Here is a 13,212-nt window from a genome sequence, read left to right as displayed (position 1 = left end):
ATACCCCGGCGTCGGCGAGGCTTCGGCCATGACGAACTACGGCCTGGTCATCCCGACCTACCAGCCCATCCTCGACGCCGGGCGCACCGCGCCCGAGCTGGTCGGCACCGCCGTTGCGGCGGAAGAGCTCGGCCTCGACTCGGTGTGGGTGGGCGACACGCTGGCGCGCGCCCCGCTCGACGCTTTCGCGATGCTCGCGGCCTTCGCGGCCCGGACCTCGCGGGTGACCTTGGGGACGTCCGCGCTGCTCCCGGCACTGCGGGATCCCGTTCTCTCGGCGAACCAGCTGCTTTCGCTGGACCTGCTCAGCGGCGGCCGCCTCACGGTGGCGGTGGGCGCCGGGTTCGCGGGGCGCAGCGAGCCGGAGTTCGCGTTCGCCGGCGTGCCGTGGGCCCGTCGCCGGGCCCGCCTGGACGACATCGTGGGGCTGTGGCGGGCGGCGTGGCGTGGCGAATCGTCGTTCCACGGCTCGGTGCTGCACTACGACTCGCTGCCGTCGTTCCCGGCACCGGCGCGGCCGGGTGGTCCGCCGGTGTGGCTGGCGGCGTACACGCCGGGGGCGCTTTCGCGGATCGGACGCCTGTACGACGGCTGGCTGCCCTATCCGCCGGACCCCGCGGACTACCTGTCGGGCCTGGCCAGGATCCGCGCGCTTTCCTCGCGCCCGATCACCCCCGCGTTGTTCGCGACGGTCCTGGTGGAGGACGACGCGGACCGCGGGCGTGCGTTGCTGGAGGAGTACTGCGAGCGCAACTACGGCCGCCCGGCGGCGTTCGTCCAGGGGATCCAGATGCAGGTGACCGGGACTGCCGCGGAGGTCGCCGCGCGGCTGCGGAAGTACGAAGGGGTGGAGCACTTCCTGCTGCGGGTCGCGAGCACCGAGCCGAAGGTGTTCGACGAGCAGCTGCCGCGGCTCGCGGAGGTGGTGGAGCTGCTCCGCTCTTGACGGCCCGCCAGCACCCCAACGCCACATTGGGTGCGTCCAACGCACCGAACGCCACATTGGGTGCGTTGAACGCACCGAACGCCACATTGGGGCGTTCGGGCCGCGGCGAAACCCGTGATCGGAAACTTGTCGGGGGTGGCACGTAGGCTGGGGTCCGTGACCGACGCTCCACTGTCCGGACTCCTCACCGCCATCCTTCCCGACCCGGCCCTGCGCGGCGTGGTCGAGCGCGCCGGCGCGCCGCTGCTCGAGCTGCAGGGCCCGATCGCCGCCCGGCAGCTCGTCGCGGCCGCCCTGGCCGCCGACGCCGGTGCCGCCAGGCCCGTCCTCGCCGTCACCGCCACCGGCCGGGAGGCCGACGAGCTGACCGCGGCCCTCGGCGCGCTCCTGGGCAAGAGCCGGGTCGCCGACTTCCCGAGCTGGGAGACCCTCCCGCACGAACGCCTCTCCCCGCGCGCGGACACCGTCGGCCGCCGCCTCGAGGTGCTGCACCGGCTGAAGACGGGGGACGACGACCTGCGCGTGGTCGTCGCCACCGTCCGCAGCCTGATCCAGCCGATGGCGCCCGGACTCGGGTCCCTCGCCCCGGTGGACCTCGTCGTCGGCGAAGAACAAAGTTTCGAAGGCCTGCTCGAGCGGCTCGTCGAGCTGGCCTACACCCGCGTCGACATGGTCGAGAAGCGCGGCGAGTTCGCCGTCCGCGGCGGCATCCTCGACCTGTTCGGGCCGACCGCGCAGCACCCCGTCCGCGTGGAGTTCTGGGGCGACGAGGTCAGCGAGATCCGCGCGTTCGCCGTCTCCGACCAGCGGTCCCTGCCCGGCGAGATCCCGCGGGTCACCGCGCCGCCGTGCCGTGAGCTGCTGCTCACCCAGCCGGTCAAGGAGAAGGCCGCGGAGCTGGCGAAAACGTACGAAGCCGACGCGCACCTGGCCGAGATGCTCACCAAGCTCGCCGGCGGCATCCCGGTCGAGGGCATGGAGGCGCTCATCCCGGTCCTCTGCGAAGGCGAGCTGGAGCTGCTCACCGACGCGATGCCGGCGGGCACCCACGTCCTGCTCACCGACCCGGAGAAGATCCGCGCCCGCGCCGCCGACCTCGTCCGCACCGGCCAGGAGTTCCTCGAAGCGTCGTGGACGACGGCCGCGGCGGGCGGCCAGGCGCCGATCGACCTCGGCGCGTCCGCCTACCGCGGCCTCGACGAGATCGCGTCCCACGCACAGGACACCAAGCGCGCCTGGTGGACCCTCACCCAGCTGACCAGCGAAGACCCCGACGTCTACCGCGTCTCGGTCGAGGCCGCGCCCGCCTACCGCGGCGAGCTGGAGCGCGCGATGACGGACCTGCGCACGCACACCGCGTCGGGCGGCACGGCGGTGCTCGTCGTCGCCGGCCAGGGCACCGCGGCGCGCGCCGTCGAGCAGCTGACGGGCGCCGACGTCCCGGCGACCCAGGCCGTCGACGGCTTGAAGGACGCCCCGGCCGCGGGCATGGTCACGGTCACCTGCGGCGGCCTCACCGACGGGTTCGTCTCGCCGGAGCGCGCGCTGGTCGTGCTCAGCGAAGCGGACCTCACCGGCCGCGGGGCCGGCGCCGGAACGTCCACAAAGGACTTGAACACCAAGATGCCGTCCCGGCGGCGCAACGCCGTCGACCCGCTCGCCCTCAAGGCGGGCGACTACGTCGTACACGACCAGCACGGCATCGGCCGGTTCGTCGAGATGGTGCAGCGCACGGTGGCGGGCGCGACGCGCGAGTACCTCCTGCTGGAGTACGCGTCGTCCAAGCGCGGCCACCCGGGGGACAGGCTGTTCGTGCCCACCGACCAGCTCGACGAGGTCTCCCGCTACGTCGGGGGTGAGCTGCCCACGCTCAACAAGCTCGGCGGCTCCGACTGGAAGAACACCAAGGCCAAGGCCAAGAAGGCGGTCAAGGAGATCGCCGCGGAGCTGGTGCAGCTGTACGCGGCACGCCAGGCCGCGCCCGGGCACGCGTTCGGCGCGGACACGCCGTGGCAGCACGAGCTGGAAGACGCCTTCCCGTTCACCGAGACGAACGACCAGCTGGCCGCCATCGACGAGGTCAAGGCCGACATGGAACGCGGCGTCCCGATGGACCGCGTCATCTGCGGTGACGTCGGCTACGGCAAGACCGAGATCGCCGTGCGCGCGGCGTTCAAGGCGGTGCAGGACGGCAAGCAGGTCGCCGTCCTCGTCCCGACGACGCTGCTGGCCCAGCAGCACCTGAACACCTTCACCGAGCGCATGCGCTCCTTCCCGGTGACGATCAAGGGCCTGTCCCGCTTCACGAACAAGGCCGAGTCGGACGCGATCCTGGAGCAGCTCGCGAGCGGCGAGGTCGACATCGTCATCGGCACGCACAGGTTGCTGCAGACCGGCATCCGCTACAAGGACCTCGGCCTGGTGATCGTCGACGAGGAGCAGCGGTTCGGCGTCGAGCACAAGGAGCACATCAAGGCGCTGCGCACGCACGTCGACGTCCTCACGATGTCGGCGACGCCGATCCCGCGCACCCTGGAGATGTCGCTGGCCGGCATCCGCGAGATGTCGACGATCCTGACCCCGCCGGAGGACCGGCACCCGATCCTGACCTACGTCGGCGCGTACGACGACAAGCAGGTCGGCGCCGCGATCCGCCGCGAGCTGCTGCGCGACGGCCAGGTCTTCTACGTGCACAACCGCGTCTCCTCGATCGAGAAGGCGGCGCGGCGGATCCGCGAGCTGGTGCCGGAGGCGCGGGTCGTCACCGCGCACGGCCAGATGAACGAGGAGAAGCTCGAGAAGATCATCCAGGGCTTCTGGGAGAACGAGTACGACGTCCTGGTGTGCACCACGATCGTCGAGACCGGGCTGGACATCTCGAACGCCAACACGCTGCTCGTCGAGCGCGGCGACCTGCTGGGGCTCGCTCAACTGCACCAGCTGCGCGGACGCGTCGGGCGCGGGCGCGAGCGCGGGTACGCGTACTTCCTGTACCCGCCGGAGGCGCCGCTGACCGAGACGGCCCACGACCGGCTCGCGACGATCGCCCAGAACACCGAGCTGGGCGCGGGCATGGCGGTCGCGATGAAGGACCTGGAAATCCGCGGTGCGGGCAACATCCTGGGCGCGGAGCAGTCGGGGCACATCGCGGGCGTCGGCTTCGACCTGTACGTCCGGTTGGTCGGCGAAGCGGTCGACGCGTTCAGGCGGCACGCGGGCGCGGAGCCGGCGGAGGAAGAGGAGCTGGCGGAAGTCCGCGTCGACCTCCCGATCGACGCCCACATCCCGCACGACTACGTCCCGGGCGAGCGGCTGCGGCTGGAGGCGTACCGCAAGATCGCGGCAGCGCCGGACACCGAAGGCCTCGACGCGGTGCGCGAAGAGCTGATCGACCGTTACGGCCAGCCGCCGTCACCGGTCAACCGGCTGCTGGCGGTGGCGAAGTTCCGGCACACGTGCCGGGAAGCGGGCGTGACCGAGGTGGCGGTCCAGGGCAACACGATCCGGTTCGCGCCACTGCCGCTGCAGGACTCGCAGCTGGTGCGGTTGAAGCGGCTGTATCCGAAGGCGGTGTACAAGGCCGTGACGAACACGGTGTCGGTGCCGAAGCCCACCGAGGGCCCGGCCGGCGGCCGGATCGGCGCGCCGACTCTGCGGGACGAGGAACTGCTGGACTGGTGCACGAAGCTGCTGGTGCAGCTGACGAAGAAACCGGCGGCGGTGTAGCGGCGCCACTTCGGGGATTTCCGTTGTGGCGCCCGGGAATGGCCCTCAGCCGACGTCGCTGAACATCGGCGGCAGCGGCTCCGCCAGCCCCATCCGGACCGACTCCACCGGCACCGGCACCGCGCCGGCCCCCGCCATGGGCAGCGGCCGCGGCCTGCGGGGCATCCGCGACCCCGCGCCCCCGCCTCGTCCCGGGTACACGAGCAGGCCGCGCGCCGGGTCGGGGACCGCGTCGAGCGCCGCCGTCACCACCGGCAACGCCCGGAACGCGTCGCGGCGCTCCTCCGTGCTGAACTCGATCTCCAGAACCACGCCCCAGCGGTGTTCGTGCCACACCCACTGCTCGGCGCCGTTCGTCAGGGCCGCTTCGGTGAGCGCGTCACCGCGGGCGAGCCGCCACAAGGAAGCCGTGGACTCGCCGTCGAACACTTCGATGGTCAGCCAGTGGTCCATAAGTCGACATTACCGCCGCCGTCACCCCATGGGTGTTGCGTTTCGGGTGCGATGGTGTGAGAGGGTATGCGCTGTGATGCGGATCATGGGGCGCCCTCGCGCGCTGGTCGCCGTCGTTGCCGGTGCACTTCTGCTCGCCGGGTGCGGCTCGGGTCCCAGCCAGGTCGGCGCCGCCGCGGTCATCGGCGACCGCTCGATTTCCATCGACCGGGTGCAGAACCTGATCGACAAGGCCATCCGCGAGCAGCCGTACGCGCAGAAGCTCGCCGCCGAGCACAAGCTCGACGTGCTCGGCCGGGCCGTCGTCGGCCAGCTCGTCCTGCACGAGCTGCTCGCCGAGGCCGCCGAAAAGCAGGGCATCGCGCCCGACTACGCGAAGGCCGACGCCCAGCTGGCGAACGACCCCCTCAACGGCCAGGTCCCCGCGGACTCGGGCGACGAGACCCAGGCGGTCAACCAGGTGGTCGCCCGCACGCGCGACCACCGCGAGGAACTGACCGACACCTACCTGGCCCAGTCGCTGGCCGACAAGGTCCTCCCGGACCTGTCGGTCACGTTCGACTTCACGACGATCGGCGTGCTGCCGGACCCCACCACCGGCGCCAGGCTCCAAGGGGCCGACGCGCAGAAGGCCGCATTCGACCTGGCTCGGCAGTTCGCCGCCGACCCGGCGGCCGCCGCCCAGCGCATCGGCTCCGACGTCCGGTCCGAGGCCGCCGCGCGGCAGCGGGCGAAGCAGGCGGGGCAGGACGTCGACTCCGTCCCGCCGTTCACCGGCCTCGGCGACGCGGTCCCCGCGACGCAGGCCGGCGCCCTCGCCGCCACCCCGGTCTACGGGTCGTCGGCCGGGACCGTCACGGCCTGCCCCAACCCGGACCCGCAACTGCCGGGCACCTGGCTCGTCGCGGTGATCCGGCAGCGCACGGACGACAAGCCCGTCGCCACCGAGAAGGCGCCGGAGCTCGACGCCGCCACGAAGACCGCGATCGGCATGCGGCAGCTGCAGCCGCTGTTCGACCGGCTGGGTGTGCGCATCAACAAGCGGTATGGCGTGTGGGACGCCGTGGCCATGGCCGTCGTGCCGAGCGCGGACGCTTTCCAGGGCCTGGTGCTGCCCTCGGGTGGTTCCGGTCGTACCCAGCAGTGAGCGCGGGTGTCGTCGTAGTCGTCCGCGGGGCGACGCTGCCCGCCGCGGCGCTGAAGATCCTTCGTGAGTCCACAGCGGTCTACGCGGCGACGGACGTCGACCCGGCCCTGTTCGGCGTCCCGGCGGTCACCGAGGCGGCTTCGCTGGTGGACGTCGTGCTGCTCGCCGGGTCGCGGGACGAACCCGCGGCGTCGTTGCTCATCGCGACCGGCGCGGAGGTCATCGAGACGCCGGTGCCGCCGCTGGTCGAGGCCGCCGACGTGATGGACCGGCTCCGCTCGCCCGGCGGCTGCCCGTGGGACGCGGTCCAGACGCACGACTCGCTGCGGCAGTACCTGGTCGAGGAGACCTACGAACTGCTCGACGCCATCGAGGAAGGCGACCGCGAGGCGCTGCGCGAAGAGCTCGGCGACGTCCTGCTGCAGGTGCTCTTCCACGCCCGTGTCGCGGCCGAGGACGCGGACGACCCGTTCGGCATCGACGACGTCGCCGCGGCGCTCGTCGCGAAGCTGGTCGGCAGGCACCCGCACGTCTTCGCCGACGCCGACGCGGTGCACACGGTCGAGCACCAGAGCGCCAAGTGGGAAGAGCTGAAGCAGCGCGAGAAGCAGCGCAGGTCCATTGTGGATGGTGTGGCGCTCGGTCAGCCCGCGGTGGCGCTGGCGGGCAAGCTGGGGCAGCGCTCCGGGCGCGCGGGCATCCCGCTCGACCTCTTCCCGGAAGGTTCCGGGGTGGCTGCCCAGCTGTTCCGCATCGCGGCCACGGCGCGTCGCGCGGGTGTCGACCCCGAGGGCGAGCTGCGGGCGCTGGCGAAGCAGTTCGCGAAGGACATCCAGGCCGCCGAGCAGGCCGCCCGCGACGCCGGCCTGGAGCCGACCACCCTGGAAGCCGACGGCTGGCGGAAGTTCTGGCCCACGCGCTGAGTGTGACGCAGCACACAATCGTGTGAGAACCGTTTCCGGACATCCGGCGTCTTGCCTGGTGTGAGACAGAAGCCACTGGAGGACGCCGACGAGGAGCACCTCGTCCGGCGCACGGCCAAGGGCGACCGCGCGGCGTTCGAGGAGTTCTACCGCCGCACGTCGCCCTGGCTCGTCGTGCGCCTGCGCCGCCGGTGCGCGGACGAGCAGATCGTCGCCGAGGTCATGCAGGAGACGTTCCTGGCCGTCTGGCGTGCGGCCGGCTCGTTCGCGGGTGCTTCGACCGGCGGGACCGCGGTCGGCTGGGTGTGGACGATCGCCGCGCGCCGGCTGGTCGACGCGTTCCGCCGCCGGGCGCACCACGCGCAGCCGCCGCCGGAAGTGGCCTTCGACGTCGTGCCAGTGGCCGCGGCCGAAGACGAGGCGCTGGCCGCGACGATGGGCGACGAGGTCGGCGCCGCCCTGCGCGACCTCGCACCCGAGCTGCGGGCGGTGCTGCAGGCGATGGTGCTCGACGGGCTGACCGTCCGGGAGACCGCCGTCCTGCTGGGGCTGCCGGAAGGAACCGTCAAGACCCGCGCCCGGCGGGCGCGGATCGCGATGCGGGAGGCACTGTCATGAACCATGCGTCGGACCGGCTGATCGCCGCGTACGTGGCGGGTGACGACCTCCCGGGTGACGAGCTGTGGGGCCTCGAGGCCCACCTCGAGACGTGCGCGGCGTGCCGGGCGCGGCTCACCGAGGTGGCGCCCGTCCAGCCGGTGGTGGACTTCGTCTGGTCCCGGCTCGCGGAGCGGATCGAGCTGTCGGCTGTCCCGTTCCACGAACCTCGGCCGCAGCCGCAGCCGCAGCCCCGGCCACGGAAGTGGCGGAGGTGGCTCGTCACGTGGGCCACCCCGGCGATGGCGCCGTGGCTGGCGATGATCGCGGTGGTCGCCCTGGCCGCGGTGCTGCTCGACCAGGTCTGGCGTGCGGCGCTCGACGTCACGGCGGTGCAGCTCTTCGCCCCGGTGCTGCCGGTGCTCGGGGTCGCCGCGTCGTGGGCGAGGGGGCTGGACCCGGCCTACGAGATCGTCACCGCGACGCCGCGGGCCGGGCTCTACCTGATCGTCCGGCGGACGGTGGCGGTCCTCGTCGCGGTGCTGCCGGTGCTCGGCGTCGGCGGGTGGCTGACCGGCACCGGGCCGGCGCTCTGGCTGCTGCCGAGCCTGGCCTTCACCACCGGCACGCTGGCGCTCGGCGGGGTGATCGGGGTCAGCAGGGCGGCGTACGCGCTGATCGGGGTGTGGGTGGCTGTCGTCGTGCTGCCGTCTTTCGCCCAGCCGGAGCAAACGTTTGCGCTCAGCACCGCCGCGCTGCCGGTGTGGGCGGGGATCTTCGCGCTGACCACGGTGGTCGTCGTCCTGCGCAGGGCGGCGTTCACCCGGCTCGGTGCACACCACTAGGGAGGATGCGATGCGGGCAGTAGGAGCCGCCGAGGTCGCGCCGACGACCTACGCCTGGGAAATCCAGGCGGAGGGACTCAAGGTGCGGGTGGGGCGGCGGAAGATGGCCGTGGACGGGCTGGACCTGTCCCTCGGCAAGGGGGTCCACGGGTTGCTCGGGCCGAACGGCGCGGGCAAGACGACGCTGATCCGGGCGCTGGCGACGGTCCTGCGCCCGGCGGAGGGCACGCTGACCCTGCTCGGGGCACCGGCCGGCGGACACACCGGCCAGCGCGAGCTGCGTCGCCGGATCGGCTACCTCCCCCAGAACTTCGGCTACTACAAGAGGTTCACGGTGCGGGAGTTCGTCGAGTACATGGCGTGGCTCAAGGAAGTGTCCAAAAAGGACATCCCGGGTGCGGTGCAGCGGGCGGTGGAGCGCGTCGGCCTCGCCGACCGCGCCGACGACCGCATGAAGACGCTGTCGGGTGGCATGGTCCGGCGGGTCGGGATCGCCCAGGCGATCGTCAACGACCCCGACATCCTGCTGCTCGACGAGCCGACGGCCGGCCTCGACCCAGCCCAGCGGGTGCGTTTCCGCGAGCTGATGGGAGAGCTGGGCCACGACTCGTGCGTGCTGATCTCGACGCACCTGGTCGAAGACGTCGCCGCGGCGTGCACGGACGTGGTGCTGTTCGCCGAAGGAAAGCTGGTGTTCCAGGGCACGCCGGACGGCCTGGCCGCGGCGGGCACCACGGACCACGTCGGCGACAGCCCCATCGAACGCGGCTACGCGGCCCTGCTGAACCACGAGCCGGGCAAGGGGGCGTGGTGAAGTTCCAGCACAGGAAAGGCCGGCAGGGGTTCATCGGCGTGATCGAAGGGTCGGTTGGCGTGCTTGAAGGGTCGACTCGCGTGCTTGGGCGGTCGGCTGGCGTGCTTGGGCGGTCGGCTGGCGTGCCTGGAGGGTCGGTTCGCGTGTTTGGAGGGTCGACTCGCGTGCTTGGGCGGTCGACTCGCGTGCCTGGAGGGTCGACTCGCGTGCTTGAAGGGTCGACTCGCGTGTTTGGAGGGTCGACTCGCGTACCCGCAGGGTCGGTTCGCGTTCTCCTGCTGCCAGTGGTGGCCGGCGCGGGGGTGGGGGCGTGATCTTTCGCATCGAACTCCGGCGCTCGATCGCGCCGTGGGCCGGGCTTGCCGTGGTCGTCGTCGCGCTCGGGTTCCTCTTCCTGCTGTCCGGGCCGTGGTGGAAGGTGCCCGCGGCGTGGACCGACCACACCACGACCACCGCGCTGTGGACCCGGTTCCTGATGCAGTTCCTGTGGCCGATCGTGGTCGGCGCCGGGGCGATCCAGGGCATGCGCGACAGCCGCTCCGGCGTGACCGAACTCCTTGCCACCACACCACGGCCCGGATGGCACCGGGCGGCGCGGCTGGCCGGTGCGGTCGGTGCGCTGACCGGGCTGGGCTACCTGGTCGTGTTCGCCGTGGGAGCCGTCGAGGTCTTGGCGCACAACGGGTTCTTCTCGCCCGGCTTCGTGCCGGTGCTCCTCGTCGGGCTGCTCGGCGTCGTCGCCGGGAGCTGGCTGGGGCTGGCCGTCGGGCGGCTGCTTCCGCATCCGCTGACGGCACCCGGGCTGGCCGTGCTGGCCCTCGTCGGGACGACCCTCTGCTGGATGTCGCTCGAACCGGACGTGGAGGCGGTCCTGCCCGTCCGCGCCGGCCCGCTGACCCCCGTGCTCGCCGAGCCGCGGGGCTCGATGGTGACGACCACGGGGTCGCTCGACATCGGGCAGGCCGTGTGGTTCCTCGCCCTGGCCACGACCGGATTCCTGCTGCTGGCGGTGAACTCCGTCCGGGCACGGCTGCTGAGCCTGCTGCCGCTCGTGGCGGGGGCCGCGATCGCGGTGCCGTTGTTCCCGGCGGTTCCCGAAAACGCCTTCACCGGCGACAGCTTCGCCGCCCGGAAGGTCTGCGACGGGCCGATCTGCGTGGCGGAACTGCACCGGGAGCGGCTCGCCGCCTTGGCGGGACCGGGCCGGGAAGCGCTCGCGATGCTGGCGAAACTCCCTGATCCGCCGACGCGGATCGAGGAACAGATCCAGCCGACCACCTGGGACGGCCCACCTCCGCGGGATCCCCACGTCGTCCACCTCGACTTCCAGCGCAACGACGACCTGCTCACGGCGGATGCGAGCGACCTGCGGCTGGCGGTGCTGTCGGGTGCGGGCGTGCCCACTTGCGAGCGGCCGAGCACCGCCGACGTGTCCGACATGGGCGGCCGGATGATCGCGGCGGCCTACTTCACCGGCGAGCTGAAACCGCTGCCCGAGTTCACCCGGAACTGGTTCAGGAACCAGTCGGCCCCGATCGAAGCGGCCTGGGAAAAGTTCCGTGCCCTCCCACCGGAGGTCCGGTTCGCCAGGATCGTCGCGCTGCGGCAGGCGTTGCTGACGTGCCAGGGCGACCCGCTCGACACGCTGGTGCCGGGAGCCCTCCGATGAGGTGGGCGACCCTGTACGCCCGGTCGCGGCAGCTGCCCGCGGCAGCCGTGGCACTGCCGGTGGTGACCGCCGGCGTGTGGTTCCTGGGCCGGGACTCCTGGAGCGCGATCCTCGCCGCGTTGACGCTCACCGCCGCGGTCGCGGTGGCGGCGATCGGGCTGAGCGGTCAGGACGCCGATCTCGACCGGACCGCGGCGCTGCCGTGGCCGGTCCGGCGGTTCGCGCACCTCGCGCTGATCGGCGTCGTGGCCGGGGTGCTGGTGCTGGGGGTGCAGGAGCTGGGCCCGGCCGCGGTCGACCTGGCGATCGTCGTGCGCGACGCGGCGGGCCTGACCGGCTTGGCCGGCCTGGCGGCCACGGTCGCCGGCGGTCAGTTCGGCTGGACGCTGCCGCTGGCGTGGTACGCCGTCAGCCCGCTCGTCCCGCAGAGCGGCACGACGGTGAGCCGCGTCACGGCGTGGCTTCTCCAGCCCCCGGAAACGGCGCCGGCCACCTGGACGGCGGTGGTGCTGGCGGTGCTCGGAGTGGTGTCCTACACGGGCTGGGGTGGTCGCCGCTAGCTGCGCAAACACACCCGGAAAAGGGGCGTGGTGAAGCGGCTGGGAAAGAGGGAAGGCGGAAACCAACTCCCTCCATGTTTAACGTATATCGCACAGGGGGGCTTGCCGCAAGACCCCCGTTGTCCCTCAAAATCGTCGTCCTGAGCCGGACACCCCGGCTCAGGACGCGAAATATCGGGGGTTTGCGAGTGCGTGTTCTGTTGTCGACGTACGGGTCGAGGGGGGACGTCGAACCGCTCGTGGGGTTCGCGGCCGCGCTGCGGGCGCTCGGCGCCGAGGTACGGGTGTGTGCGCCGCCGGACGAGGACTTCGCGCGGCGGCTGGCCGGCGCGGGCGTCGAGCTGGTGCCGGTCGGCCCGTCGGCGCGGGCGCTGACCGAAGCGGCGCCGGCGTCGCTGCCCGAGCGCGCGGCCCAGCTCATCGCCGCGCAGTTCGACGTGGTCACCGGGGCGGCCGAGGGGTGCGACGTGCTGGTGGCGACCGGCATGACGCCGGCCGTGGCCGGTGCCCTGTCGGTGGCGGAGAAGCTGGGCGTGCGCTCGGTGGTGGTGACCTTCCAGAAGGTCGTCCTGCCATCGCCGCACCACGCGCCGCTGGCGTACCCGGGGCGGCCGTTCCCGCCGGGGGAGACCGACAACCGGGTGCTGTGGGAGCTGGACGCCGAGAGCGTGAACGCGTTGTTCGGCGCGGCGCTCAACACCAGCCGGGTGGCGAACGGCCTGGCACCGGTGGACGACGTCCGCGGCTACGTCCTGAACGGCCGGCCGTGGCTGGCCACGGACCGCGTCCTGGACCCGTGGGTGCCGACGCCGGATCTCGACGTCGTCCAGACCGGCGCGTGGATCACGCCGGACGACCGTCCGCTCCCGGACGACCTGGAAGCGTTCCTGGCGGCGGGGGTGCCGCCGGTCCACGTGGGGTTCGGCAGCATGCCCATGCGCGAGGCGGCGGACGTCGCCCGGGTGGCGATCGACGCGGTCCGCGCGCAGGGCCGCCGCGTGGTCGTTCAGCACGGCTGGGCCGGCCTGTCCGCGGTGGATGCCGGGGACGACTGCTTCGTCGTCGGCGAGGTCAACCACCAGGCCCTGTTCCGCCGGGTGGCCGCGGTCGTGCACCACGGCGGCCAGGGCACCACGACGACGGCCGCCCGCGCCGGGGTGCCGCAGGTGGTGGTGCCGCAGGCGGCGGACCAGCCGTACTGGGCGCGCCGGGTGGCCGAGCTGGGGGTCGGCGTGGCCCACGACGGCCCGGCGCCGACGTTCGATTCGTTGTCGGCCGCGCTGAGAACGGCGCTGGCTCCGGAGGTGAGAGAGCGCGCGGCGGCCGTGGCGCCCACGATCCGCGGCGACGGCGCGGAGGCCGCCGCGAAGCTGCTGCTCGACGCCGTCGGCGGGAGTGCCGGTGCCGGTGCCGGTGCCCGCGGGGGCGCCCCCCGTTTTCCACTCTACCGGCGACCACCGACAATTCCGGCCGCTCAAAGCCGTGGCGGCCGGGGGCCGGCCGTCACTTCCGCGTGAATCTCGCACACCGGC

At 72.6% G+C, this 13,212-nt stretch carries 11 protein-coding genes; 10 read left to right on the top strand and 1 reads right to left on the bottom strand.

All coding sequences use genetic code 11. The features are described 5' to 3' along the window. The first annotated feature begins 28 nt into the window (after window positions 1-28). Both AB0G28_RS29915 and mfd read left to right on the top strand, forming a co-directional pair. Entirely contained in the window at window positions 29-946 is a 918-nt protein-coding gene (locus AB0G28_RS29915) for an LLM class flavin-dependent oxidoreductase (protein ID WP_361096262.1), read from the top strand. A gap of 171 nt (window positions 947-1,117) precedes the next feature. Continuing rightward, a complete protein-coding gene (mfd, locus tag AB0G28_RS29910) occupies window positions 1,118-4,672 on the top strand; it encodes a transcription-repair coupling factor (protein WP_361096344.1) in 3,555 nt (1,184 codons plus the stop codon). A gap of 45 nt (window positions 4,673-4,717) precedes the next feature. Here mfd and AB0G28_RS29905 read toward each other — a convergent pair whose 3' ends face one another. Then, window positions 4,718-5,125: a hypothetical protein gene (locus tag AB0G28_RS29905; protein ID WP_361096259.1), complete on the bottom strand. Its 408-nt coding sequence runs from the start codon at window positions 5,123-5,125 to the stop codon at window positions 4,718-4,720. 85 nt (window positions 5,126-5,210) lie between these two features. Here AB0G28_RS29905 and AB0G28_RS29900 point away from each other — a divergent pair, with 85 nt between their 5' ends. The 8 genes from AB0G28_RS29900 to AB0G28_RS29865 all read left to right on the top strand — a co-directional run bounded on the left by AB0G28_RS29900 (window position 5,211) and on the right by AB0G28_RS29865 (window position 13,197). Continuing rightward, window positions 5,211-6,272, top strand: a complete 1,062-nt coding sequence (locus AB0G28_RS29900) for a hypothetical protein (RefSeq protein WP_361096257.1) — start codon at window positions 5,211-5,213, stop codon at window positions 6,270-6,272. After that, entirely contained in the window at window positions 6,269-7,195 is a 927-nt protein-coding gene (locus AB0G28_RS29895) for a MazG family protein (protein WP_361096254.1), read from the top strand. Before AB0G28_RS29900 ends, AB0G28_RS29895 begins: the two co-directional genes overlap by 4 nt. A 60-nt stretch (window positions 7,196-7,255) precedes the next feature. Further along, entirely contained in the window at window positions 7,256-7,813 is a 558-nt protein-coding gene (locus AB0G28_RS29890; protein ID WP_361096252.1) for an RNA polymerase sigma factor, read from the top strand. Next, window positions 7,810-8,637: a zf-HC2 domain-containing protein gene (locus tag AB0G28_RS29885; RefSeq protein ID WP_361096249.1), complete on the top strand. Its 828-nt coding sequence runs from the start codon at window positions 7,810-7,812 to the stop codon at window positions 8,635-8,637. Before AB0G28_RS29890 ends, AB0G28_RS29885 begins: the two co-directional genes overlap by 4 nt. A gap of 10 nt (window positions 8,638-8,647) precedes the next feature. Next, a complete protein-coding gene (locus AB0G28_RS29880) occupies window positions 8,648-9,451 on the top strand; it encodes an ABC transporter ATP-binding protein (protein WP_361096246.1) in 804 nt (267 codons plus the stop codon). Between the two features lie 310 nt (window positions 9,452-9,761). Beyond that, window positions 9,762-11,120, top strand: a complete 1,359-nt coding sequence (locus AB0G28_RS29875) for a hypothetical protein (protein WP_361096243.1) — start codon at window positions 9,762-9,764, stop codon at window positions 11,118-11,120. Further along, window positions 11,117-11,680: a hypothetical protein gene (locus AB0G28_RS29870; RefSeq protein WP_361096240.1), complete on the top strand. Its 564-nt coding sequence runs from the start codon at window positions 11,117-11,119 to the stop codon at window positions 11,678-11,680. The genes AB0G28_RS29875 and AB0G28_RS29870 overlap by 4 nt, the downstream gene beginning before the upstream one ends. Window positions 11,681-11,868: 188 nt before the next feature. Beyond that, a complete protein-coding gene (locus tag AB0G28_RS29865; RefSeq protein WP_361096236.1) occupies window positions 11,869-13,197 on the top strand; it encodes a glycosyltransferase in 1,329 nt (442 codons plus the stop codon). Window positions 13,198-13,212 lie beyond the last annotated feature (15 nt).

The organism is Amycolatopsis sp. NPDC021455 (assembly GCF_040640995.1).
Lineage (GTDB): Bacteria > Actinomycetota > Actinomycetes > Mycobacteriales > Pseudonocardiaceae > Amycolatopsis.
The sequence above is the reverse complement of the archived record's forward strand: the minus strand, read 5'-3'. Positions and strand labels throughout refer to the sequence as shown.